We start from the raw sequence: 25,363 nt of genomic DNA, 5'->3' as shown, positions 1-25,363 counted from the left end.
AGCGAGTTGCGGTCGATTTTTTGAATCATCTTCCCATCCAAGCCCTGCTGCCAGCGTTGCGTCAAGCGCTACCAAGCCAAAGGCAACTGATTATTGAAGCGCCAACTGGCGCAGGTAAGTCTACTGCGTTGCCCTACGCCATGCTGGATTGGCCCGAAATTGCGGGGCGGATTTTGCTGCTGGAACCGCGGCGAGTGGCCGCGCGCAGTATTGCCAGCTTTCTGGCTAAACAGCGCCAACAAAGCTTAGGTGATGAGGTCGGGTATCGGGTACGTGGTGAAAGCCGGGTCGGGCGCACCACCAAACTGGAAATCATTACTGAAGGCATTCTCACACGGATGATCCAGCAAGATCCATCCTTGGATGGCGTGGCGATGATCATCTTTGATGAGATCCACGAGCGACATTTGAGTACCGATCTCGGCTTGGCGTTGGCGTTAGAAGTACAACAATCATTGCGGGACGATCTCACCATTGTTGCTATGTCGGCCACTTTGCAAGGCCTGCCATTAGCGAGCTTGATGCCGAATGCGCTCAAGCTGGTGAGTGAAGGGCGTAGTTTCCCTGTGACCATCGCCTATCAGGCGCCCAAGCCGCTGGCAGGACAAAGTCACTTACCCGACTGGTTACTGCACATGGGGCGTATGATTACCAGCCTGATGCAAGCAGATACAGCGCTGACGTTAGGCGCCAGCGCCGAGCAAGCCGCCGGTTCACTGCTGGCATTCTTGCCGGGTAAACGGGAGATTTTACAGCTGGCGGAATATCTCACTGGCCGCCTTGGCGAGCAGGTGAAGATCTTTCCTCTATATGGTGAGCTGAATGCTGCTGAGCAAGACGCCGCCATTGCGCCCGCAGTTGCCGGTCAACAAAAGGTGGTGCTCTCCACCAATTTGGCCGAGTCGAGCTTGACCATTGAAGGCATCACCATGGTGGTGGACAGTGGTTATAAACGCCAAGCCAGCTTTAATCCCAAGACGGCGGTCACGCGTTTAAGTCTGAAACGAATTAGCCAAGCCTCGGCCACTCAACGCTGTGGTCGCGCGGGACGTTTAAGTGCCGGGTTTTGTTTGCGGTTGTGGAGTGCTGAGGAGCAGGAACGTTTGCTCAGTGCTGACGAACCCGAAATCGTCACCAGTGATCTGCTCGGTGTGGCCTTTGAAGCCGCCAACTGGGGCGTTAAGTCGATTAGCGAGTTAATGCTGCTGACACCACCAAATGCCGCCAATGAAATGGTCGCTTGGCAATTGCTGCAAAGCCTTGAGCTGGTGGATGGTCAACGCAATATCACTGCGATTGGCCGCCAAGCATATGGACTCGGGGCTTCAGTGCGTTTGGCGCATATGTTGGTCAAAGCCCAAGCGTTGGCCACAAGCCGCCAACAGCCGCAGCTACTTGGTTTGGCCTGTTTGCTGGCAGCCTTGTTAGATGCCAATGTCAGCGGGGCAAGTTGCGATATTCAACGCAGTCTTGCCAATGCCACCACGGGGCTGGCGGGGCGGCTGTGCCGTAACTGGCTGCAAAAGTTCAATATCAGCCAAGCGCCGGCTGAGTTGCTGCGCGCGGCTAACAGCTACGATGTGGCTATGTTATTGGCATTTGCGTTTCCTGATCGGATTGCCAAAGCACGTGGTCAGCAAGGCTTTTTGTTAGCCAACGGCACTGGCGTAGAGTTGGCGCAGGATGAAGCCTTGAATCAAGCCGACTGGTTAGTGGTGGCCGATTTTCAAGAGCAGCAGGGGCGCAGCGCCGGACGAGTGTGGCTGGCGTGTGAATTGCCCATCGCATTATTCAGTCAAGAGCTTAACTATCTGTGTCAGTGGCAAGAGATTGCACAGTGGGATGAAGCGCGTGGCCGCATGCAGGCTGAAAAGCAGCTGCGCTTGGGCAAATTGGTGCTCAAAACCGAGGTTATGCCGCTGAGTGATGTTCTCCGCATTGCTGGCTTTATCGATTATGTTAGCCGTAAAGGTTTAACTGTACTCAATATCGATGATAGCGTAAGACAGCTGCAGTACAGGTTAACCATTGCAAGATCCATTGACCAAAGTTTCAACGACTTTAATGATGCTTGGTTGCTGGATAACCTAGTAACCTGGTTAGCGCCTTATCTAACCGAAGTGCGCAATGTGACACAGCTAAAAGCTCTTGATATTACGCATATTCTGCTGAATACACTGGAGTGGTCGCAGCGGCAGCAGTTAGCGCAGTGGCTGCCAGAGCGCTGGCCAATGGCCACCGGAACTCATGCGCCCATTCGTTATGATGAAAGTGGCCGCGCCTTGTTAAGTGTGCGACTGCAAGAGGCGCTCGGGATGGCGCAAAGCCCACAACTATTGAACGGCACGCTGGGGGTCACGATGGAGTTACTGTCGCCCGCTCAGCGACCGTTAGCGTTAACCTCTGACTTGGCCAGTTTTTGGGCTGGGCCTTATGTTGAGGTTAAAAAGGAGATGCGAGGTCGCTATCCTAAGCACTTATGGCCGGATGATCCCGCCAACACGCAACCGACAAAATTTACTAAGAAACGTACACTGAATCAGTAGACGCAAAGATTATTCATGGCAAAAACAACCAAAAAAACTCAGGGAAAGCGCAGCAATAGCAGCCCAAAAACGTCATTGTGGCGCAAGGTGTGGTCAATTAGCTGGAAGCTCGCCATCATTCTTGCTGCCGTGCTGGCGGTTTATAGCATCTATCTTGATCAGATCATCGCCCGCAAATTTGAGGGGCAAAAGTGGTATCTGCCGGCGCAGATTTTCAGTCGCTCAATGGCGCTGTATCCCGGTGCGCCGGTGAGCCACCAGCAGCTGATCGATGAACTAAAACTGCTCGGCTATCGCAAGGTTGCTAATCCGCGTCAAGTGGGCGAATTTTCGGCATCTAGCACCAAGGTGGATATTTGGCGGCGGCCATTTTTGCATCCAGAAGGCAAACAACCAGAGCAACGGGTGCTTATCAGTTTTGATAGCAACGGGGTGACGGCGGTCAGCCGTGGCGAAGACAATCGGCAGCTGGCCGTGTTCCATCTCGAACCTGTGTTACTTGATCGCATCGTCACCGGTGATGGTGAAGATAGGCTATTTGTGCCAACCACCGAAATGCCACCTTTGGTCATTGAAGCGCTGATATTGACCGAAGACCGTAGCTTCTACGAGCATTTTGGGGTAAATCCGCTGGCCATTGCTCGGGCGGCGTTTGTCAACATTACCGCAGGGCGCACCGTGCAAGGTGGCTCAACCTTAACCCAGCAGTTAGCCAAAAACTTCTTCCTCTCCAGCGAGCGCTCGCTCATTCGTAAAGTCCGTGAAGCGTTAATGGCGCTGATTATCGATTTCCGTTACAGCAAAGAGGAGATCCTCGAAGCCTATCTGAATGAAGTTTATATGGGGCAAGATCATAGCCGCGCCATTCACGGCATGGGCTTGGCGTCGCAGTTCTATTTTGGCCGACCCATCGGCGAGCTGACCCTCGCACAACAGGCGTTTTTAGTTGCAGTGATTAAAGGTCCTTCCTATTACAACCCGTGGCGCTATGATCAGCGGGCTCAGCAACGTCGCGACTTGGTGCTACGGCTGTTGATGGAAGGCGGCAAAATCACCGCAAAACAATACCAACTGGCGGCATCATCACCGTTATCACTGCGCGATTCCGAGCGTCCTGTACACCAAAAGTTGCCAGCGTTTTTTGCCCAAGTTAAACAGGAACTGCGTGACCGATACGGCGAAGCCTTGCTAAAGCAGTCGGGGGTGAAGGTCTATACCACACTGGATCCTTTAGCGCAGGAAGCGGCTGAAAAAGCCGTGCTGCAGACGATGAAATCACTCAATGCCGAAAAGTATCAATTGCAAACGGGCATGGTGGTTACCGATCGATATAGCGCCGGCATTGCCGCAATGGTGGGGGACCGAGTGCCGTCCTACTACGGTTTTAACCGTGCAACCGATATTCGCCGTCCAATTGGTTCTTTGGTGAAACCGTTTGTGTATGCCACTGCTTTGTCGCAACCGAATAACTATAACTTGGTGACCCCACTGAAAGATGAGCCGATTACCTTGAAGAATGAGCGCGGCGAAACGTGGTCACCGCAAAACGACGATCGCCAATTCAAAGGTCAAGTGCCATTGCTGACAGCCTTAAAAGACTCGATGAACGTACCCACGGTTAATTTGGGGATGGCGCTTGGGGTGGATGCGGTTGCCACCACCCTAAAACAAGTGGGCTGGAGTGAAACAATTAATCCGTATCCATCCATGCTGTTGGGGGCGGTGAATGGCTCGCCATTAATGGTAGCACAGATGTACCAAACCATTGCATCGCGTGGGCGCTACCGTCAATTGGCGGCGGTCACTCAAGTGTTGGATAAAGATAATAAGCCGATTCAAGCCACGCCGTTGGCGCAACATCAAGCCATCGACCCGAATGTGGATTACTTAGTGCAATATGCTATGACCAAGGTTGTCGAGTCGGGTACGGCCAAAAAACTGGGTGAAGCCTTTCCTAATGATATGCTTGCGGGAAAAACCGGCACCAGTAACGATCGGCGTGACTCTTGGTTTGCCGGCATGGATGAGCGAAATGTGGCGGTCATTTGGGTTGGCCGCGATGATAACGGCAAAACCTCGCTTTACGGCAGCAGTGGTGCGATGGCGGTGTATCGCCAGTTTTTAGGTAATCGAGCACCATTATCGCTGCGGTTACCGCCAGAGAGCGGCATAGTGCAGGGCTACTTTGATCGTGACAGCGGCTTGGCTAAAGGCGCTGATTGCAGTCCCGTTGTGAAAGTCCCCGCGTTGGCAGAAAGCTATCATCCGACAGAAAACTGCGGTAAACCTAAGTCATGGTGGCAGCGGTTATTGAGTAACTAACGCCATTGGAATCGTTACGATTTTTGGCATCACCATAAGATTTAACAACGAAAAAGGCCTCGCGATTGAGGCCTTTTGCTTACTTATGTTTGCGCCAGTTAATTAGCTTACACGGCGGCGGCTGATGGCAGCCAAGCCAGCAAAGGCTAAAAATACCCAACCCATGCTACCACCCGATTTTTTCTCCGGCTTTTCGGTTGCTAGATAATCGATCAACTCTGTCAGTTCAGCGATCGATTTAATCTCTTCCAGATTGACACGGTATTTATCGTTAACGATAAAGGTCGGGATCGAATCAATCGCAAAAGTGTTTTGCTGTTGACGCCAGCTGTTGATCATCGCGGTTGTTTCGCTGCTATCAGCAACTTCATCGTATTTGGCTGCATCAACGCCAGCACCGGCGAACACTTTTTTGATGTCGTCACGGCTGTTAATCGCAGAAGGGTGATTATGGCTGTGTTCCTCTTCACCTTGAATCGCGCTAAACATGGCTGGGGTTAGCTGCTTTTCCAGGCCGAGTTTTTTCATCACGGCCAGCGAACGCATCACTTCAGTGCCGATGGCACTGTTCATGAAATCCACATGTGCATCATCAAAGGCGATTTCCGGCTTAATTTTCGCTTTGATAAAGGTGATGTACTTCTTTGACATCATGTTGCAGTGTGGGCAGTAGAAAGAGAAATACTCAGTGACTTTGGGAGTGTCACTCGCTTTATCTGCCACCTGAACGTATTGTTTACCTTCAACAAATTCCGTTGCATGAGCAGTGATAGAGGCACCAGCGAGGAGTAGCACGGCCAGAGCAGGTTTCAGCAAAATAGACTCCTTGAATTTCGCGAACAAAAATAGGCTTGAATGGATTGAGGTTAGGTATTCTGACTTAATCCAATATTAAACAATGATTTTTTAGTGATAACTGTGAAATGGCACAGGTTTCAGCTGGCTTTGAGTGCTTGCCATGCCTCGCAAATCTGGCGGAATTTCACTGCATCGCCATCAGGGCGATCGGGATGCCAGCGCAACGCCAGTTTACGCCATTGGCGGCGAATATCTTGATCGCTGGCATCGGCTGCCAACTCCATGACCTTTAGCGCATCGAGATGTGCCAAGCGTTTAGGATTGGCGCCGATATATTTTTCATAAGAATGCCAGAAAGACGCCAGCATCTCTTTGACCACGTTGGCGCAAGTATCGTAGTTGTGCCAGTCGAGATAATACTCTCGCAGCGATTGATCTTCATATTGCAGCAAGTCCACGTTAGCGGGTGCTAAGCGAAGCAGCTGAATGTCCATCGATTTCACCTGCAGCCATTGCTCAGGCAGCAACATTTGCTGCAGTTCGTAGAGCGCATTCATCAATAGAAAATTGCGTTTAAACAGGTCTTTCTCGGGGGATTCATCGAGGTTGTGCATTAAGCCGCGTTGCTGCAGTTCGGTGGCAAGGTGGTGCACTTTCCAACTGCGGGCAGAGGTTTTGAACAGAGTCATCAGCGGCCAGATAAGCGGGTTATCTTCGCGCAAACATTTGATGTCGGCATTCGCTTCCTGAACTTTCTCTGCAATGGCGGGTTTGGCAAGCAACATAGCGTCATTAATCCTGAAAGGCGATTATTGCTACTATGCCACAGCCAAAGGTGAGCGCAACCGAAATGTGAGCTGGCACACGGTCGGCAAGCGTAAGGCTCACCGACCGGATGGTTCAGATTTCGCTAAACAGTTCCGTTTGCGGCAAGCGAGATTTGGGCAGCTTGGCATTAAAGTCGCTGGCATCACTGTAGCCCAAGGCGACAATCACACTGGCGGTAAATCCCTGTTCGCGTAGGCCGAGCACCTTGTTTAAGACGCTGGCATCAAAGCCTTCAATCGGGGTGGCACCTACCTCTAACATGCCGGCACCCAGCAACAGATTACCTAAGGCGATATAGGTTTGTTTTTCCATCCAATGCTGCACATCTTTCAACTCAAAGCGGTGCATATTGACGAAAAACTCACGGCCATTATGCAATGCGGCGCGGGCAGCTTCATCGGGAATACGGCCATCAGCCTCTTCTTGCTGCAATAAGCGCTGCAGATGTTCATCGCTAAACTGATTGCGGGTACACAGGACTATCACATGCGACGCATTTTGGATCTTCGCGGTGTTGAATGGAAAGTTGGCTGTGGCTTCGGCAATGGTGGCTTTACCTGCGTCAGAGGCCGTTATCACAAAGTGCCACGGCTGCGAGTTAACCGACGATGGGCTGAATTGCAGCAGAGTTTTCAGTTGCTCGATTTTCTCTTGCGGGATCTTTTGGGTGGCATCAAACGCTTTGCTGGTATAACGGCGTTGGGCAATTTCAGACAGCACAGACATACAACTTCCTTAACATTTGTAACCGATACGAAAGGGGATAATTCAACGCCTCTTAATGTACGCAATTGCTCAAGCAAACGGTTGGATGTAGATCAATAATGGCAAAATTAGCGTTTGCTGAACATTTAGCCACATTAATTTGGCATGATTCACAAAAGAGCCGCGATAAAGCACAGCAAACGTACTGGTTTTGCGTTAGAATTCGCGCCCAATATTCCATGGCGCATGCAGTATGCGCTGGGTCTGGCCGCAAGACACGGCGGCAAGTTTTATCTCTTTGTTAACATTCGGGGTCGTGGCGATGATCGAAAAACGCTATATCACAGCTCAGGAACTGCTCGAGGATTCATTCCGTCTGGCGGCTCAGGTTTACCAAAGTGGCTTTCGGCCACAGTTTATCGTAGGGATCTGGCGTGGTGGTGCTCCAATCGGTATCGCAGTGCAGGAATACTTTGATTATAAGAAAGTCGACACTGACCATATCGCCGTACGTACTTCTTCTTACTATGGCATCGGTAACGATAAACAGAGTAAAGAGATCAAAGTACACGGTTTGCATTACATCATCGAAAACGCCAATGCCGATGATGGCCTGCTGATTGTGGACGATGTGTTTGATTCTGGCCGTAGCGTGCATGCGTTGAAAGAAAAACTGGCGCAAACCATGCGTTTGAATCTGCCGCGCGACATTCGTATCGCTTGTCCATACTACAAGCCAAAAAATACCGCAGTGCCGATGAAGCCCGATTACTTCATCCACTCTTCTGATGAATGGTTGGTGTTCCCGCACGAAGTGTCAGGCTTAACCCCTGAAGAGATCACTGAAGGTAAGAGTGATTTCCGCAACATTCGTGATCTGTTTGATTAATCGATAACGGTTGCAACAGAAGAAGCGCTGCGGCGCTTCTTTTTTTTGGCCGCAATTGATGACGTTCTGTCTGCCTCAATCTCGAAATCACGTACATTAACCGCATGATTTATTGGCCAAGGTTAGCCTATTGCCTCAAATTCCCTGTATGATTTTTGCTTAATTAATCAGCATCTATTGGCTGCTGAGCGGTCGGTCGCTTATTGCACAAGGAAACTGCAGGTGAATATTGAGGATAAGCAATATCAGTCGGCGCTTGAAGCGTGGCGTGCTGGCAAAGAAACCCGCGCTATCGTCACGCCATTTGCGTTTACACTCGATCAGCAATTGATGGGGATGCCACTGGCTAAACCATGGCGGCGTGGCTTAGCGATGTTGTTAGATCTGCTGCTGATCAGTGTTCTGAGTTATGTGCCCAGCTTTGTGGTGGCATTAGTAGCGGCGGTAGCAACCTGGATTGTCAGTAAACGGCATGAACAAGTGGTTTCCCCTTGGGCGCGGCGCTGGTTAAGAGTCGTCAGCGCCTTAGTGATTTTTGTCAGTGTCGCTTCAGTGGTGAGTCAGTTCACTAAGCCCGCTGAGTCTGATGTAGATGGGTCGCTCAATCGCCCCAGTGTGGAAACGCTGGCTCGCACGGGTGCCGTGGTGTTGCTGGCGGCAAAGATCGAGGCGTGTGAAAATACCGCCTGTATTGATGGCAATCTGCCGGCGCTGCAGCAACAGTTGGATGCGATTTATGCCAATGCCCCCGCTGAACGCAATGCATTGGTTGGCGAGTTATTGAGTGAGCTTCAGTTTCTCACCGCTGAACAACAGCAGCACTATCGCCAGCAATTGTTAGCGCCGATTGAAGCGGTGCCGCAGCTTAGCCCTCGTTCGCCAACTGTTACTTCCCCCTCGCAAGCTGACAGTGCATCAGCCAAGCCGCCCGCCATAACTGAGCGCTCGTTAGCCAATACGGCCGAGCTGAGCGACACCGATGCGAACCAAGCGCCGTCACTGATTGCGTGGATAAAAGGGATCATTACCGATCTGGGTTTGGGGCTGAGTTGGGGCGCCGCTTATTTCACCTTATTTACCGCGCTAGGGCGAGGGCAAACCCCAGGTAAAAAACTGTTGGGTATTCGTGTGGTCCGTTTGAACGGTGAGCCATTATCGCTGTGGGCAGCCTTTGGTCGCTATGGTGGCTACGGTGCCGGTATTGCCACCGGTTTGCTGGGTTTCTTGCAAGTCTATTGGGACAACAACCGCCAATGTATTCAAGATAAAATAGGCGAAACTGTGGTGGTGCAGGACGCTGCTATTGCTAACCGAAGCGCGCCAGCAGAACCGGTGTCGCCATTGCAAGATGCTGATGCAGCAGTAACGCCAAACAGTGAGGTTAAGCCACGCTAACTGCAGCTAAAGGGCTAGTCGCCTGCCACTATTCCGTCGCCAAAACAAAAACAAAAAGCTGCCCGCAGGCAGCTTTTTTAATCACCTAAACAAGCACAGCGATTATTGGGTCATGCTTTCGCTGACCAATACGCAGCGTTGCTCCTCTTGGGCAATCTCTTGCAGCGCGCGCATGGTCAAGGTCGACAAATTAGGATTGTCCTTAATCGCTTGTTGCAAGTTGACAACCGAGCTATGAGTACACTCGCGTGGGATCAAGCTCGGCGCATAAGAGCGCATAAACACGCGACCTTTACGGTTGTCGATATCCGCCAAGTTTTGCAGACGCTCCGCAGCCGTTTTTTGCGCTAATGCGGCTTGTTCAGCAGGGTAGATGTTGCTCATTGCTATCCGCAGTTTCGGGAACGGCGCCGCATCGTCGTTAATACGACGCAACCATTGCGCTTTAATTGCCGCATCTGGACGAATCACTTCGGCGGCAATTGCGGCTTTTTCACCGGTATCACTTTGGTCAGCTTTGGCTTCAGCGTGCAGCAATTGCTCGCTGCCTTTGACGTTATAGCGGTTGAGCTGACTAATGATCTTCCAACGTGTGTCTTGATCTAAGCTGATACCGTCTAAGGTCGCATCGCCTTGCAGCAGCTGTTTTAAATGCGACAGCGACAGCTCATCACTGGCAAAGCTGATATAGGCATCAAACCAGCGGCGTTGCATATCGCTATTGCCGACGGTTTCCATTGCTAAACGTAAGCTCATTTGTGCCATCGCGCGTTGCGCACGTTCGCTGTAATTTTGGTGCAGCGGTAACATGCTTTCTAACCAGTATTTACTGGTGTGCAGCGACGCCAACACTTGACCTGCGATGGTGTAATCCTGCTCTTTGGGCAAGTTTACGAATACGGTGTCGAGATAGTCGTTTAATGGCAGCGCACCGCTCATCACGCCATCCCACAAGCTTTGCCACAGCATTGAGCGCAGGAAAGGATCTGTCACTTTAGCTAATTGACTTTGCGCCGTTGCAAATGAACGAGGATCCAGCGCAACTTTGACGTAACCCCAATCTTCATAGTTTGGATACACCAAGTCAGGGCATTGCGCGCCAATCAGTGACGGTACAGCTGTTTCCGCGCCTTGATAGATAACCGGCTCTTTTTTGAGCAGATGCAGTTCGTGACGCCCTTTCACCAGCAAGGCCACTTGCACTTTCTGTTCGCGCAGTGTCTTGGCACCGGTTTCGGCTGATTTTTGAATCAACTTGAACGAGTCAATGCGATCGCCTGAACAGCTGAATTGCGCTTGCAGCGTGTTCACCCCAGCATCATAGAGCCAATCTTGGGTCCATTGATCCAGATTGCGGTTGGCAGCGTTTGCGAGACTTCCGATAAAGTCTTGCAGGGTAGCGTTTTGCCATTGGTACTGTTGCAGATAGTTTTGCACACCCTTTTGGAACACCTTTTCACCGAGCAGGTAATTCAGCTGCTTCAGCACAGAAGCGCCTTTTTGGTAGGTGATGGCATCAATGTTATCAAAAGCATTGGCCGTGGTTGGTACTGGCACTTCAATCGGGTGAGTGGTGACTTTACTGTCTTTTTGATAGGCGCCTTGCTTACCACCGGCATAGAAACTGCGCCAAGCGTAATCAAACTCGGTGGCCTTGGCTGTGGCCAAGGTGCCCATGAACGACGCAAAACTTTCGTTGAGCCATAGGCCGTTCCACCATTTCATGGTGACGAGATCGCCAAACCATTGGTGTGCCATCTCATGCATGATCACCCCAGCCAGACGTTGCTTCTGCTCAGCGGTCATGGCCGCGTTATAGAGGAAACGACCTTCGGCAAACGTGATTGCACCGGCGTTTTCCATTGCGCCATAGAGGAAGTCAGGCACCAACACTTGGTCATACTTTTTGAATGGATAAGCAATGCCGAAGTAGTTATCAAAGAAGCGCAGACCGGCATCGGTATAGGTAAACCAATCTTGTGGTGTCACTTGTGCGGCCACAGATTGACGGGCAAACAGGCGCATTGGGTATTTGCCGCTGTTGTCTTGCCACATGTGGTACGGCCCCGCATGCATTGCGAAGTTATAGGGGCTTAATTTCGGGCTGACTGGGAAATGCCACAGTTTGCGATCGCCTTGTGGTTCGATAGAAGTTTCGCGGGTGGCGCTGATCACTTGCCAATCGTTCGGCGCTGATACGCTGAGCTCGTAAGTGGCTTTTAAATCCGGTTGATCAAATACCGGGAACATCTGCTGAGCTGCCGCTGGCTCAAAATGTGAGTACAGATAGACTTTGCCATCAACAGGGTCAACAAAGCGGTGCAGACCTTCCCCGTTGGTTGAATGTGGACGGCTGTACTCAATGTGGATCTGGTTGAGGCCAGTGTTCAGCATCAAAGGATTCAACGACAAAAACAGGCCGTTATATTTTGGATAGAGCGGGTGACCGTTGATCACTAAGCGGGTAATGGTCGCTTGGTTGAGATCGATTGTCAGCGGCTTTTGTGTATCGGTAAGCTGAAAACTCAGATCTGTCACCGCGCTAAAGGTGTCGCTACCATCCAAATTAAATTGCAGTTTGTAGCTGACATTGCTTACTCGCGCCGAGCGCGCCATTGCTTGCTGCTCGGTCAGGTAAGGTTTATCGCTGCGGGTTTGAGTGGTGGTTGGCTGTGTCGCACAGGCCGAAAGCCAAGAAATGGTCAGCAGTAATGCACTGCTTTTTGCAATCTGTCGAAGCGAATTCACGCTGATGTCCTTTTTAAGCTAAACCAAAAAGATTTTCAGCGGCATAAGGTAACGTAAATTAGCTTTTTCACCAAAAGCTAAGTGTTACAAAAAAATGTTACAAAAAAGCCACCGTGCGGTGGCTTCTGCGATTAACCTACTGTGTGGGCAGTATTAAAGGCCAAACAGGGTTTTTGAACGCTCTTTACGGATCTCTTTTTCGTCTGCCCATTCAATCAGGCCAGTCTCTAAATCCATCAAGCGCATGGTCATTTTGTAGTAAACGTCTTTGGTGCTGCCGTCCTGTTTCACAATGCTCGACAGGTTGCCGTACAGCATATATTGCGCGCCAATTTGACGACCAAATTTAATCGCGCTTGAAGGGTCAACCATGCCCGCATTGTTTTGATAATCCAATTGCTTACGGACTGCATCTACCTTGGTCATATCGATAAAACGGAACTTACCCGATTGCAGCAACTTGGTACTGATGGAGTCTGTCACCGATTCGGTATCGATATGTTCAGAGGTTTTGTTTTTCACGCTATCAACAAAAATAATCGGTCTTTTGTTGTTGGCAGTCAGCATCATCACTGAGGGGGTGGTCAGCATGCTATCGACCATTTTATCGGTAATGGCTTGCAGATCGGTTGAACCGAAGTTCTCACTCACGGTTTCCACAGCGCTTGCATTGCCGTACTCGACCTTGTTGGCACATGCCGTTAATGACAACGCCATCGCGGCGAGGAATATCAGCTTCAGTTGTTTCATATCCGTTTCCATTTATCCATTGTTACAGCGATTTTGTATAAAAACGCACCATATTTCCAGTATCGATTATCCATACCAGTGTAGTTTGCCCAGCCACGACTGACACAGTTTGCTGCTGAGCGCCATAATGTAGTTGATATTGACCCTGTTGAATAAAGTTATCAAGCAGATCGACTTGCGCGGGCAGGGTCAGCCAACTGCGCAAATCTGCCTGTTCGGTCAATACGTTATAGGCTTGCAATAACACATTGCCGAGCAATGATGCCGGTGTATCACGTTCGGTTTGATTCACCATCGAGGTTTTAGTGGCAAGCCGTGCCGCTTGGCGCCAGTAAATGCTTGGCAATTCAGCGCTGAGCTCGGCTGCGGCGATGCTGGAGATATTACTCAGTTCGGCAAAGGGCATGCTGTTGTCGCCAAGGTTCACCTGGGGCAGCGGTGTTAGGCTTGGCAAGCCTTGATAGCTGGGGAGTGCAATACTCATGAGTTTGCCGTCTATCGGCAGGGTGAGATCTACCGCCATCTTGCTGGCCACAAAGCCACGTTCGCTGATGATGACGATGCGTCCTTGGCCTTGCTTCGGTAAATTCGGCTCTCCCCAGCGCGCACTAAATTCCTCTAATTGCGGCATACTCAGCAGTTTGGCTAAGCGTAACAAATTGTGCTGCAGGGCTGGGTTATTCGGCGCTAATTCAGCAGCTTTACGGTAATCGATGTAGGCATCGTTGGGTTCGTTAAACAGTTCATGCAGCAAGCCGGTGAGGTAGTAACCGGCGGGATTCAGCGGAGTATCGCCGAGCGCTTTTAGCTGTTCCACTTGTGCGCTGACTTCACCACTGGCCAGCTTTTGCGCTTTTTTGTCATCATCTTCCAAGGCTTGTTGCTGTAGCGTTTGCAGTTCGTTGGTTTTGCGCAGTTCAACTTGCGCTGCTGATAGTTGGTTGAGCATCAGATAGTTCAGCGCTTGATACTGATGCAGCATGATGCGTTCGCTGCTGTTGCCCTCGTAAGGGATCACTTTGTCGTTCACAAAGTAACTGCTGCTGTTAGCGCCCACGTTCGATAGGCTGACCAGCGCCCGTTCATCCAGTTTTTCATAACGGGCAATGGCTTGTTTGAAATAGTTAATGCTGCCATCAAAGTCGCCTTGGATCTGCGCTACTCTGCCAGCCTCCTCGGCATATAGCAGTTGATCGGCCGATTGTAGCCCTTGTTTGAATGTGTCTGGCAATACCGCAGGTGCGCTGCTATCAAGCCCCGTTTTAAGGGGCGCGATGCTGGCGGGATAACTGGTTAACACCCCGTGATAGGCGCAGCCAGACAACGCCAACGCAACAAGTGCAGGCAACAGGGTTGTGATGGTGAAGTGGCCTAACTCCCTCAGGCGGTTGAACATCATGTCGATTTCGCGGTGCGCTCTCTTAAGGTGATGCCTTGCAAATGGTCAAATTCGTGCTGAAAAATACGAGCAACAAACCCAGATAACCACTCTTGGCACCATTCGCCAGATAAGTCTTGGTATCTTACTTCGATCGATTCAAACCGAGCAACTTGGCAGCGCTCCTGCGGCAGCGATAAACAGCCTTCTTCGCCCCACACTTGCGCCTCTGATGTTTGCAATATTTGTGGATTGATGACCACTTGTGGCGCCATCAGCGGTGCATCGGGATAGCGCGAGTTGGGATTCGACGCCATGATAAACATTTGCAATGAACGATGAACCTGCGGTGCAGCAATACCCACACCATGCGCTTGCTGCATGGTATTTAGCATTTCATCTGCCAGTGTTTGCAGTTCACTATCAAACACAGTAACCGGTTGCGCGACTTGATTGAGTACCTGCTCGCCGTAAATTGCAATGGATAACATAGCGTTCGCTCCATCAATAATGGGGTGGTGGTGTCTCTTCTGATTGCGATGCAATATTGCTTGGCTCTATCGCTTTGAGTTTATTTACGATTAACTGCAACTGATATTGTTGCTCTGCCACAATCTTATTCAACGCAATCACTTCGTTGTTGAGCTCGTCGATGGTGGCTTCCTGAAATGCCAGCTTGGTTTCCAGATCTTCGACTCTTAGGCTCAGTCCTTCCATTATTACCTCTACTATGGATGTTGCCAGCGTTCCAACATGCCGCTGGAGCTGATGGCTTGAATACCGTTTCCGCCCCATTGTGACACAGCGTAGACCACCGCGCCCGGAGGTTGTGGTTTTGGCGGTATCGCAACTTGCCAACTGCCGAGTTTTTCGCCAGTACTGATGCGCCACAGCTGAGATTCGCGATTGGGCGTGCCCGTGAGCAACTGCTGTTCCTGTTGGATAAAACTGACCGCAGTAAAGTTCATTAGTCGGGTGTGAATGTTTAATCGGCTGACTTGCCGCTGCTGCGCTATATCCCAAATAAACGCATTGCCGGTGCTATCGGAAACAAACGCCAATTTGCCAGAAGGCGAAATTGCCGTGGTCAGTACGCGGGAGTCGGTGGCCCATTGCTTGATAATTTTGCCATCAGCGGTACGCCATAACAGCGCCTTGGCATCATTGCCGCCAGTGAGCGCTAACTTGCCATCGGCTGCAAAGGCAACACTGTTGACCTTTTCGGTGTGCCCCAGAAATTTCACCAAGCGTTGGCGTTCTGCGGCCAGATAAAACACGCTGGCATCGGCGCTGCCCACCAATAGTTGGCCGTCGTTAGCCACCGCGACACATTGCGCCTGACCGCTCAGTGACCACCATCCCAGTGACTTGCCATCGCTCAATTGCCACAAGGCAACCGAGTCGCTACTCAAGGTGGCGGCATATTGATTATTGTTGGATAAGGCTACCGCGATGACGTTATCGCGCCGATCGCCTTGCCACCATTGATATTTAGCGCGTTGATTGGGGATATCCCACAAGGTTATACCATCACTGCTGCTGACGATGGCGAGGGAGCCATCTTGCGATAATGCCGCTGCGTAGTTGCCACTGGGGCTGAGATTAAATACAGGCTTACCGGCTGGTGAACAGGCCCAAAGTAGCGGTACTAACAGAACAAACGTGGAAAATTTAAACAAATGGAGAAAATTCATGAACTCTCGCCTGTTTTGGTTGCCTTAAGCCTGAAGAATAGAGTTGGCGACCTAAATCTTTAATGAGATTATCCCATTTTGAATAAACAAGATAACTGTTATAGAGTGAAGCGCCTCTTAACATTGTAGGTTATCTAACACCGCCTCAAGTCCTAAGGAAGAATTGAATGAAGAGCATGTTTAAATATTCGTTGGTAGCGCTGGCCGTGGTTGGCCTGGCTGCTTGTAATCAAGAACAAAAAGCAGCAGCACCAGCGGCAAAAACCGAACTTAAAACAGATGTACAAAAACAAGGTTATGGTATCGGTGCTTCGGTAGGACGTTATGTAGCTCAACACGTTAAAGAGCAAGAAACACTGGGCTTTGAGGTTGATAAAGGTGCCATCGTTGCTGGCTTCCAAGAAAGCTTAGCTGGTGAGTCAAGAATGACTGACGAAGAGATCAAAGCCACTCTCGAAGCATTAGATAAAATCGTGGGTGAAAAGCGCGCCGCTAAAGTGCAAGAAGTTGCTGATAAAAATTTAGCCGACGGCAAAGCCTATCTGGAACAAAACAAAGCCAAAGCAGGTGTAGTAACCACTGAATCAGGTCTGCAATATGAAGTGTTGCAAGCCGGTGAAGGTGCTAAGCCTAAAGCGGAAGATACAGTAAAAGTGAAATACAAAGGCCAACTGATCAACGGCACTGTATTTGATAGCACCGAGAAAAACGGTGGTGAGCCAATCGAATTCCCGCTGAACCGCGTGATTGCAGGTTGGACTGAAGGTCTGCAACTGATGTCAAAAGGCGCTAAATACCGTTTCGTGATTCCTGCAGAACTGGCTTACGGTAACCGTGACATGGGTGACGTCATCCCGGCTAACTCTACTCTGATTTTTGAAGTAGAACTGTTGGATTTCACCCCAGCTGAAACTGCACCAGCTGCTGACAAATAAGTCGCGCAGCTTGGTTAAATGAGAGCACCTTCGGGTGCTCTTTTTTTATGGTTAATCGCAAAAGCTGTATACAGCGCTGAGCGCTAACCGTGAGTACCGGTTAAGCCTGTCTCGCTTCGCTTCGCCAAAGCTATCTTATTGACTCTACAACAGTAAATTTATGCATTACTGGGGTTGATTCGTGATAAAAACGTGGGATTTATGTGGCTGATTTGTTAGCTTAGCTGGCAAGCAAAGGCCTCACCGATTGAGTGAGATTGGTGGTCAACCACGTTTGAAAGGAAGCTGATTATGGTATTACAACCTCGACTATCCAATGCGCCGTCATTGGGTAAAGTAATCTCAATTATCGTGTTACTGCTGTTATTCGTACTTGGCTTTAGCAGCTGGTTTACTGTGGATCAAGGCGAACGCGGCGTGCACCTGCGCAACGGTAAAATCATTGGCACCGCCGAACCGGGAATGGGCTTTAAACTGCCACTGTTTGACAGCATAGTTAAAATCTCGACCCAAACCCATACTGTCAGCTATGACAGATTGCAGGCCTACAGCCGTGATCAACAACCGGCGACCATTCGTGCATCGGTTACCTATAGGGTACCTGAGGCCAAAGTGGCTGAGGTGTACGCTAACTTCAAAAGTATTCAGGCAATGGTGGATCGCTTGGTCGATCGCCAAGTGCCTACGCAGGTCGAAAACATCTTTGGTCAATATACCGCAATTTCCGCAGTACAAGAGCGGATGAAGTTTGTGCTGGATGTGTCGAATGCGATTAAAGCCAGTGTAGAAGGCCCAATCGAAATCACCTCAGTCCAAGTAGAAAATATCGATTTTTCGAGTGCATACGAAAAATCAGTAGAAGACAGAATGCGCGCTGAAGTGGAAGTGCAAACCCAGAAACAGAACCTCGAAAAAGAGCGGGTATCTGCCCAAATCGCGGTCACCAAAGCGCAAGCTGAAGCTGACTCGCAACTGGCGCGTGCCAAAGCAGAAGCTGAGGCTATTCGTATCAAAGGTGATGCGGAAGCGGCCGCGATCAAAAGCCGCGCCGATGCATTGGCCAAAAATAAAGACTTAATCGAACTGACCAAGGCGGAAAAGTGGGATGGCAAATTGCCAAGTACCATGCTGCCAAATAGCACCCTGCCATTCTTCAACACCAACCCATAGTGATGGGCGCTGCAGGCGGATGTGGCCGCATCCGTCTGCGGCTATTGCGCAAAATGTAAAGATAACGTAAACCATATTGCCGCCAAGCAAGGCTTTCTCCATCCTATGCAATAGCTAGGTAATTATTTGTAATTAGGGAGATAACCTCAGATGTTTAGGGCAAAAATGCGTCACTGGTCGACACCATTAGTGATTGGCACCTCGGTGGTTGTGGGTGTGAGTGGGGTGATGCTGTTTTTCCATCTGTCGGAAGGCTTAGTCAAGCTGATGCATGAATGGTTGGGCATGGCATTTGTCGTCGCAACCCTGTTTCATATCCTCAACCATTGGGGACCGTTCAAACGTTATTTCAGTGAGAAAATCGCCGCAGCCTTGATGATTGTGGTGCTGCTGGTGGCTGGCGCCTTTATCTACAATGCAGCCAATAACGATAACAAAGGTCATCCAGTCAAACTGATGATGGATCTGGTGATGAACTCGCCATTAACCGCCGTTGCGCAACTGCAACAGCAGCCTGTGACCAAATTGATCAGTGATTTGGAGGCCAAAGGGATCCACGTCGATAACCCAGCGCAAACCATTGCTCAGTTAGCCAAGGCCAATAAACAACATCCATTTGCGTTGTTGGGGGTTGTTACCGATGGTGCGCTAAAACCTCCGCAGGATGCCAAACCGCAGGCTGAATAAAACTCACCCCCTGCGCTATGCGCTGCTCGAACCCCTTAGATAAGACAAGGCACCTTCAACGGGTGCCTTTTTAATTTATTGATTATCAAAAACAAATCATCTGTTCCTGCAACTTTCAATTGCCGTCAATATCGCCCGATTTAGGCGCTGATTGCAGCACAATCTCAACACTTTATGCGCTAAGGCGAATTTGGTAATTCCGCTTTTGTTGTGGTAGGTTGAAAAAACAGCGGCCAAATGGTCGTTTTTTGAGCGCTATCATCATTATCCTGTGGCGCAGGGTAATCATGACAGCGATGCATAAGCTCTACATGCGCTGTGATGGGCAACTTATGGTGAGTTATCCGGTAACAGTCAGCACTTTTTGGGAATAGAAGTCGAACGCAGGTTACTGAATTTATATAGAATTTATCGGTTGTAGAGAAACTAACCTGACGTGACGTTCGACCCATCTTACGGAGAAGATGTCTATGCAGCTGCAACAGGACGATTCAGGGCTATATTTAGCGCTAATCAGTATTCATGGGTTAATTCGGGGCAAAAACCTCGAACTCGGTTGTGATGCCGACACTGGCGGCCAAACCAAGTATGTGGTTGATTTAGCTAATGCGTTAGCGCGCCAACCTGGGGTTGCGCGAGTTGACCTAATCACTCGTCGTATTGTCGATGACAAAGTTCATAGCGATTACAGTGTGCCGATTGAACCGTTAGAGGTGGCCGGAGCACAGATTGTCAGAATCGACTGTGGCTCCGAACAGTACCTCGCCAAAGAGAAACTTTGGCAGCATCTCGACACCTTTGCAGACAATCTGCTCGATTACTTTCATCAACAAGCCCGTATGCCGGATGTTGTTCATAGCCATTACGCTGATGCGGGTTATGTTGCCACGCAAATCAACCATCTTTCTGGCATTCCATTGGTACATACCGGACACTCGCTTGGGCGTGACAAACGTAAGCGTTTGATGGCGTCTGGGATGACCTCGCGTGATGTGGAGCAGCGCTACAACATGCGTCACCGCATTGAAGCGGAAGAACAAGTGCTGGCTAACGCCTCGTTAGTGATTACTAGCACGTGGCAAGAGATTGAATCCCAATACGAACTTTACGATTACTACTCACCAGAAAGCATGCGAGTGATCCCACCCGGCACCGATTTAAGCCTGTTTCATCCGCCCGAATTGGGTGAAGCCCCCTCGCAAATCACCAGTGCGATTCGACGCTTTTTAGATGACCCAGATAAGCCGATGATTTTGGCATTGTCGCGCCCCGATCCGCGCAAAAACATTGCCACCTTGATGCAGGCTTATGGCGAGTCACCGGAACTGCGTGAAATGGCCAACTTGGTGATCATTGCCGGTAATCGCGATGATATTCGTGAGATGGACAATGGGGCGCAAGAGGTGTTGTCTGAGCTGTTGGTGCTGATTGATTACTATGACCTTTACGGCAAGGTGGCCATTCCTAAAAAACATCTGCCCTCAGAAGTTCCTGCTATTTACCGTATGGCTGCCAGTTCGCGCGGCATCTTTATCAACCCAGCGTTAACCGAGCCGTTTGGTTTGACCTTGTTGGAATGTGCCGCCTCTGGCTTGCCGTTTGTGGCCACTGAAAACGGTGGCCCAGTGGACATTGTGGAAAATTGCGAAGCTGGCCTGTTGGTCGATCCGCTCAGTTCGCGCGATTTGGGCAACGCCATTAAAAATCTGTTACTCGACGGCGATATGTGGCGTGCTTTTTCGGCCAATGGCATTAAGAACGTGGCGCTAAAATATAGCTGGAATGCTCACGCGCGTGCTTATTTGAAGCAGATTAAGCCGTTGGTGGCTGCCCACAAACCGCAGCAATATTCGGCGGCCATTGTCAAAGCATCCCGCTTTGCCGATCGTATGATTGTTTCCGACCTCGATAAAACCTTGTTGAGTAATCCCACCGGGCTTAGAGAGTTTTGCCAGATGTTGCGTGAGCGCCGCAAAGAGGTGGCGTTTGGCATTGCCACCGCGCGGCGGCTGGATTCGGTGCTCAAGGTGTTGAAGAAATACCGCATTCCAAAGCCCGACATTTTGATCAGCAGTTTGGGCTCGCAAATTCACTATGGTCGCGAGCTGGAAGTCAGCACCGATTGGGAAGAGCATGTTGACCATGATTGGAACCCACGGGCGATTCGCCGTATTTTGCGCAAAGTCGATGGCTTGTCGCTGCAAGATGAATCGGAGCAAAGCAAGTTCAAGATTTCGTTTCACATCGACCCTGCCTATCAAGACAGTTTGACCCGAGACCGCATAATGAAGTTACTGCGCCAAGAAGAGCAGAGCATCAATGTGTTTATCACCGCTGGGCAAAATCTTGATATCACGCCCGCTAGGGTGTCCAAAGGGTTGGCACTGCGCTATGTCGCTTCGATTTGGGGTATTCCGTTAGAGCGGGTGCTGGTGGCTGCTGGGGCTGGCAGTGATGAAGATATGATCACGGGTAAAACCTTGTCGGTCGTGGTGAGTAACCGCGCCCATGAACAGATCAGCCAAACTACCCAGCAAGATCACCAGATTTTTTACGCCAGTCAGCCCAACGCGCTGGGCATTTTAGAAGCTATTGAGCACTACCACTTCTTCGATGCACAGCCCGAGGAGGTTGACTGTGCTTGAGTTGCTCTGTACTGATCTGGATAGAACCCTATTGCCCAATGGTGAACAGCCTGAGTCTGCTGCGGCGCGGAGAATGTTTGCCCAGCTCGTTGTTGGCAGTCAATGTAAACTCGCCTATGTTACAGGGCGCGATATTGCGTTAGTGCAACACGCTATAGCAGAGTATCAGCTGCCGTTGCCGGATTACGCCATTACCGATGTCGGCAGCATGATTTATGTGCGCGAAGGTGAGCAGTATCAGCTGCTACCGCATTGGCACGACTATTTAGCACAGCAATGGCCGCAGGACAGTCAGCAACTTGCTCGCCAGTTAGGCCAGTTTGCTCAACTGCAACCGCAACCTGAGCCACGTCAAAAACGCTTTAAGCTTTGTTATCAACTGATACCCGCCAAATTGCTCCCCAACGAGGTGGCCGAGGTCAAACGGCGCTTAGCCAACATCGCGTGGCCAGTGCATCTGATTACCAGTGTTGATGAAACCGCTGACCAAGGGCTGGTGGATTTGTTGCCGCCAAATGCCAGTAAACGCGGTGCGATCGATTTTCTGGTAACCGAACTTGGGCTGCAGCATGACAAGGTATTTTTCAGTGGCGACAGCGGCAATGACCTTGATGTGCTGGTGAGTCCTTATCCCGCCGTTATTGTGAAAAACGCCTTGGCCGAGGTGGTAATGCAAGCGGTCAATCGCAGCAAGATGCAAGGGCTGGATGAGCAACTCTGGGTGGCACAAGGCGATGAATCGCTTGGGCTAAACGGTAATTACAGCGGCGGGATTGTTGAAGGGCTGCTGTATTTTTATCCGCAACTTAAAAGATGGTTAACCGTGGAGTAGAAACAACGATGAACGAGTGTTTACCCATCTATATCTTCGGTGAAGTGTTGTTTGATTGCTTTGCTGATAGTGAGCCGTTGTTGGGCGGCGCCCCGTTTAATGTGGCTTGGCATCTGCAAGCGTTTGGTGTGAATCCACGTTTGATTTCTGCTGTTGGCGATGATGATGGCGGCAAGCAGATCTTGGCGAAAATGCAGCAGTGGCAGATGGTCACCGACAGCGTGGCGGTTGATCCTTTGCATGACACCGGCCGAGTGCAGATCAGCATCATCGAGGGCGAGCCTAGCTATGAGTTTGTGCTGGATACCGCTTATGATCATATTCAACCGCAAAACCTATCGACGCCTGAGGGAGAACATCTGTTCTATCACGGTAGCTTAGCGGCAAGATGCAGTACCAGTCGCGACTCGTTAGCGCAGTTACGAGATTGGCCTGCGCAAAAAGCCTTTGTCGACGTTAACCTGCGCGATCCTTGGTGGGAGTTGGAGTGGGTGCTTGCCGAAGTGCATGGTGCCCATTGTGTGAAGCTCAATCGGCAGGAGCTGATTTGCCTGTCAAAGACCGAACAAGCCCAAGATGATATTGAATGGTTACAAGCGCTGGCGCGCAACTTCCGTTTAGAAAACAACATTGCCAATCTGATTGTCACCCTCGGCGCTGATGGCGCGTTTCTGGTGTATGAAATGGGGCAAATTATCAGCCATGAAATGCCGCCACAAACCACCACAGTGGTTGATACCGTCGGTGCTGGCGACGCATTTGCGTCCATCGTACTGCTCGGTATGCTGCACCATTGGCAGTGGGACACGATTTTAGAACGCGCGCAGCAGTTTGCCGGTTTCATCGTGACGCAGCAGGGGGCGGTATCCGACAATCCCGCAATTTATGGCGATTTCAAATGCCTTTGGGGCATGATTTAACTCTCTAGGACAAGGGGCTCACTATGTATGAAGAGGTATCCCATACCCTGCTGAACCGTATCCTCGATGAACTCAAACCGGACATTAATGCGACCGATTTGCGCTTTTTCTACAGTCGGCTTGGCGCTAATTTTTACGCTATCTATTCCTTGTTTAACAAGCTTTATGGCCATCGACGTGATTTCGAAGAGCAGTTAACCAGTTTGGTTGGGGTGATGGCGCGCAATTACAGCGAGCGCGATGCCAAATTTAAACAGGTGGATCGGCAGCGCGAAGCGGATCACAACTGGTTTTTGCAGCAACGTTGGGTAGGCATGGCACTCTATGCCAATGGCTTTGCCAAGGATCTGGCCGATCTGCGTGATCGCGTTAATTACTTTGCCGAGCTCGGGGTTAATCTGGTGCACATTCTGCCAATTTGTGAATGTCCGGTAGGCAAGAGTGATGGCGGCTATGCGGTGAGTAACTTCCGCAAGGTTGATTCACGCATGGGCTCAAATAAGATTCTGCAAGAGATTATCGATGCGCTGCATCAGCAAGATTCGCTGATCGCACTCGATATCGTGGTCAATCACACTTCAGATCAGCATCCGTGGGCAAAAAAAGCGATGCAGGGCGATGCCAAGTATCAAAGCTATTACTACATGTTTGATGATCGCACCATTCCCGACATGTTTGAGCAAACCATGCCGGAAGTATTCCCCGAAACCGACCCTGGCAACTTCAGTTGGAACGACAAAATCAACAAATGGGTAATGACCGTTTTCCATAAATATCAATGGGATTTGAACTACACAAACCCAGAAGTATTTATTGAAATGCTGGATGTCATTCTGTTCTGGGCCAACAAAGGTGTCGACGTGTTACGCCTCGATGCGGTGGCCTTTTTATGGAAAAAAATTGGTACGCCATGCCAAAACGAGGCTGAGGCACACAAGGTGTTGCAGCTGTTTAAAGATTGCTGTCAGGTTGTGGCACCGGGGTTGATTTTTATCGCGGAAGCGATTGTGTCGCCATCGGAGATCATCAAATACTTTGGTGAAGATGCGGTGGTCGCCAAGGAATGCGATATCGCCTACAACGCCACCTTTATGGCGTTATTGTGGGAGAGTGTAGCCACCAAAAATGCGCGCCTGCTTAATCAGGGGCTTAAAAGTCTGCCAGCCAAATTGGAGCGGGCAACTTGGCTCAATTATCTGCGCTGCCATGACGATATCGGCTTTGGTTTTGATGACAAAGATATCGGTTTGGTGGGCTATAACCCAGCGATGCACCGTCGCTTTTTGGTGGACTATTTTACCGGCGAGTTTGATAACAGCTCGGCGCGTGGACGGCCATTTGGTAAGAATGAAAAAACCGGTGATGCAAGGATCTCCGGCTCACTAGCCTCATTGGTGGGGCTGCAAGCGGGGATTGAAAACGGCGATGAAACACTGATCCGCAACAGTCGCAAACATATTGTGATGTTGCACAGTTTGATTATGTCGTTTGGTGGCATTCCATTGCTGTATTACGGCGATGAAGTAGGCACGCTAAACGACTACAACTATGAGCGTGACACCGACAAATCAGCGGACAGCCGTTGGCTGCACCGACCCAAATTGGATTGGGCCGTGATGGAAAAGCGCCATGAACCGGGCTCAATTCAACAGCAGCTATTTTTAGACATGAAAAAGCTTATCGAGCTGCGCAAACAAGCGGACGCGTTTGCTGACTTTAATAATCGCGAGATGCTGGATCTGGCCAATGACGCGGTATTTGGTTTTGTGCGCTACAACTACGCGAATCCGTCAGAGAAAGTGGTCGTGATTGCCAATCTGTCGCCAGAGCCACAGCGGGTAGAGTTAGATAAGTTGCGCCAAACCGCCTATGTGGACCCATTGATGCTGGAAGATTTATGGACTGGGCGTGCGCCGTCGGTATTTTCCAATCAATTGGTGTTGGGCGGATTTCAGTTTTATTGGCTGGTGCTGTCGCAATCTCACAGTGTATTCAATCGGCGTTAATCGGCGCATGGGCAAGGGTAGGGCTAGATGCTACTCTCCTTTGCCTAAAGCGCTGATATAAATAGCACCGATGTAAATTCTTAGCGCGATCACTTGGCTAACTGTATGGCTATGT

Annotated in this window: 20 protein-coding genes; 11 read left to right on the top strand and 9 right to left on the bottom strand. The window is 50.2% G+C overall.

The genetic code is table 11. The annotated features are described in order from the left end of the window. The first annotated feature begins 20 nt into the window (after positions 1-20). Both hrpB and mrcB read left to right on the top strand, forming a co-directional pair. On the top strand, positions 21-2,546 hold the full coding sequence (gene hrpB, locus JYB87_RS15275) for an ATP-dependent helicase HrpB (protein ID WP_207354309.1): 2,526 nt from the start codon (positions 21-23) through the stop codon (positions 2,544-2,546). Between the two features lie 15 nt (positions 2,547-2,561). Continuing rightward, complete coding sequence (mrcB, locus tag JYB87_RS15270; protein ID WP_207354308.1) at positions 2,562-4,868, top strand: penicillin-binding protein 1B; 2,307 nt, start codon at positions 2,562-2,564, stop codon at positions 4,866-4,868. A gap of 102 nt (positions 4,869-4,970) precedes the next feature. Here mrcB and JYB87_RS15265 read toward each other — a convergent pair whose 3' ends face one another. From JYB87_RS15265 to nfsB, 3 genes are all read right to left on the bottom strand, one after another. Continuing rightward, positions 4,971-5,684 (bottom strand): DsbA family protein, encoded by a 714-nt coding sequence (locus JYB87_RS15265; RefSeq protein WP_207354307.1) that lies wholly within the window; start codon positions 5,682-5,684, stop codon positions 4,971-4,973. A gap of 119 nt (positions 5,685-5,803) precedes the next feature. Then, positions 5,804-6,451, bottom strand: a complete 648-nt coding sequence (locus tag JYB87_RS15260) for a DNA-J related domain-containing protein (RefSeq protein WP_207354306.1) — start codon at positions 6,449-6,451, stop codon at positions 5,804-5,806. Between the two features lie 115 nt (positions 6,452-6,566). Next, positions 6,567-7,220, bottom strand: coding sequence for an oxygen-insensitive NAD(P)H nitroreductase (nfsB, locus tag JYB87_RS15255; RefSeq protein WP_207354305.1), 654 nt, complete (start codon positions 7,218-7,220; stop codon positions 6,567-6,569). 301 nt (positions 7,221-7,521) lie between these two features. Between nfsB and JYB87_RS15250 the strand changes: the two genes are divergently transcribed. Further along, positions 7,522-8,088, top strand: a complete 567-nt coding sequence (locus JYB87_RS15250; RefSeq protein WP_207356730.1) for a phosphoribosyltransferase — start codon at positions 7,522-7,524, stop codon at positions 8,086-8,088. Positions 8,089-8,310: 222 nt separating this feature from the next. Continuing rightward, entirely contained in the window at positions 8,311-9,483 is a 1,173-nt protein-coding gene (locus tag JYB87_RS15245) for an RDD family protein (protein ID WP_228729887.1), read from the top strand. A 102-nt stretch (positions 9,484-9,585) separates the two neighbouring features. Here the strand turns inward: JYB87_RS15245 and pepN are convergent, their stop codons facing one another. The 6 genes from pepN to JYB87_RS15215 all read right to left on the bottom strand — a co-directional run bounded on the left by pepN (position 9,586) and on the right by JYB87_RS15215 (position 16,053). Next, a complete protein-coding gene (pepN, locus tag JYB87_RS15240; protein WP_228729886.1) occupies positions 9,586-12,231 on the bottom strand; it encodes an aminopeptidase N in 2,646 nt (881 codons plus the stop codon). 153 nt (positions 12,232-12,384) lie between these two features. Beyond that, complete coding sequence (lpoB, locus tag JYB87_RS15235) at positions 12,385-12,981, bottom strand: penicillin-binding protein activator LpoB (protein ID WP_207354304.1); 597 nt, start codon at positions 12,979-12,981, stop codon at positions 12,385-12,387. A gap of 22 nt (positions 12,982-13,003) precedes the next feature. Further along, positions 13,004-14,380 carry a COG3014 family protein gene (locus JYB87_RS15230; protein ID WP_207354303.1) on the bottom strand — a complete coding sequence of 459 codons (1,377 nt, stop codon included), beginning with the start codon at positions 14,378-14,380 and terminating at the stop codon, positions 13,004-13,006. Continuing rightward, entirely contained in the window at positions 14,377-14,850 is a 474-nt protein-coding gene (def, locus tag JYB87_RS15225) for a peptide deformylase (RefSeq protein WP_207354302.1), read from the bottom strand. Before def ends, JYB87_RS15230 begins: the two co-directional genes overlap by 4 nt. Positions 14,851-14,863: 13 nt before the next feature. Further along, positions 14,864-15,076 carry a SlyX family protein gene (locus JYB87_RS15220; RefSeq protein ID WP_207354301.1) on the bottom strand — a complete coding sequence of 71 codons (213 nt, stop codon included), beginning with the start codon at positions 15,074-15,076 and terminating at the stop codon, positions 14,864-14,866. A gap of 11 nt (positions 15,077-15,087) precedes the next feature. Continuing rightward, positions 15,088-16,053, bottom strand: a complete 966-nt coding sequence (locus JYB87_RS15215) for a WD40 repeat domain-containing protein (protein ID WP_207354300.1) — start codon at positions 16,051-16,053, stop codon at positions 15,088-15,090. A gap of 167 nt (positions 16,054-16,220) precedes the next feature. On the opposite strand from JYB87_RS15215, the gene fkpA reads away from it, so the two are divergent. The 7 genes from fkpA to JYB87_RS15180 all read left to right on the top strand — a co-directional run bounded on the left by fkpA (position 16,221) and on the right by JYB87_RS15180 (position 25,248). Then, a complete protein-coding gene (gene fkpA / locus JYB87_RS15210) occupies positions 16,221-16,988 on the top strand; it encodes an FKBP-type peptidyl-prolyl cis-trans isomerase (RefSeq protein ID WP_207354299.1) in 768 nt (255 codons plus the stop codon). A 291-nt stretch (positions 16,989-17,279) separates the two neighbouring features. Next, on the top strand, positions 17,280-18,158 hold the full coding sequence (locus tag JYB87_RS15205; RefSeq protein ID WP_207354298.1) for a prohibitin family protein: 879 nt from the start codon (positions 17,280-17,282) through the stop codon (positions 18,156-18,158). A 150-nt stretch (positions 18,159-18,308) separates the two neighbouring features. Continuing rightward, positions 18,309-18,845, top strand: a complete 537-nt coding sequence (locus JYB87_RS15200) for a DUF4405 domain-containing protein (protein ID WP_207354297.1) — start codon at positions 18,309-18,311, stop codon at positions 18,843-18,845. A gap of 470 nt (positions 18,846-19,315) precedes the next feature. Further along, on the top strand, positions 19,316-21,490 hold the full coding sequence (locus JYB87_RS15195; protein ID WP_207354296.1) for an HAD family hydrolase: 2,175 nt from the start codon (positions 19,316-19,318) through the stop codon (positions 21,488-21,490). Continuing rightward, positions 21,483-22,322: an HAD-IIB family hydrolase gene (locus JYB87_RS15190; RefSeq protein ID WP_207354295.1), complete on the top strand. Its 840-nt coding sequence runs from the start codon at positions 21,483-21,485 to the stop codon at positions 22,320-22,322. The genes JYB87_RS15195 and JYB87_RS15190 overlap by 8 nt, the downstream gene beginning before the upstream one ends. A gap of 8 nt (positions 22,323-22,330) precedes the next feature. Continuing rightward, positions 22,331-23,242: a PfkB family carbohydrate kinase gene (locus JYB87_RS15185; RefSeq protein ID WP_207354294.1), complete on the top strand. Its 912-nt coding sequence runs from the start codon at positions 22,331-22,333 to the stop codon at positions 23,240-23,242. 23 nt (positions 23,243-23,265) lie between these two features. Next, on the top strand, positions 23,266-25,248 hold the full coding sequence (locus JYB87_RS15180; protein ID WP_207354293.1) for an alpha-amylase family protein: 1,983 nt from the start codon (positions 23,266-23,268) through the stop codon (positions 25,246-25,248). Positions 25,249-25,363: the final 115 nt, after the last annotated feature.

It is taken from the genome of Shewanella avicenniae (genome assembly GCF_017354945.1).
Lineage (GTDB): Bacteria > Pseudomonadota > Gammaproteobacteria > Enterobacterales > Shewanellaceae > Shewanella > Shewanella avicenniae.
Note: the sequence above shows the minus strand (reverse complement) of the source record. Positions and strands in the feature narration are given on the sequence as shown.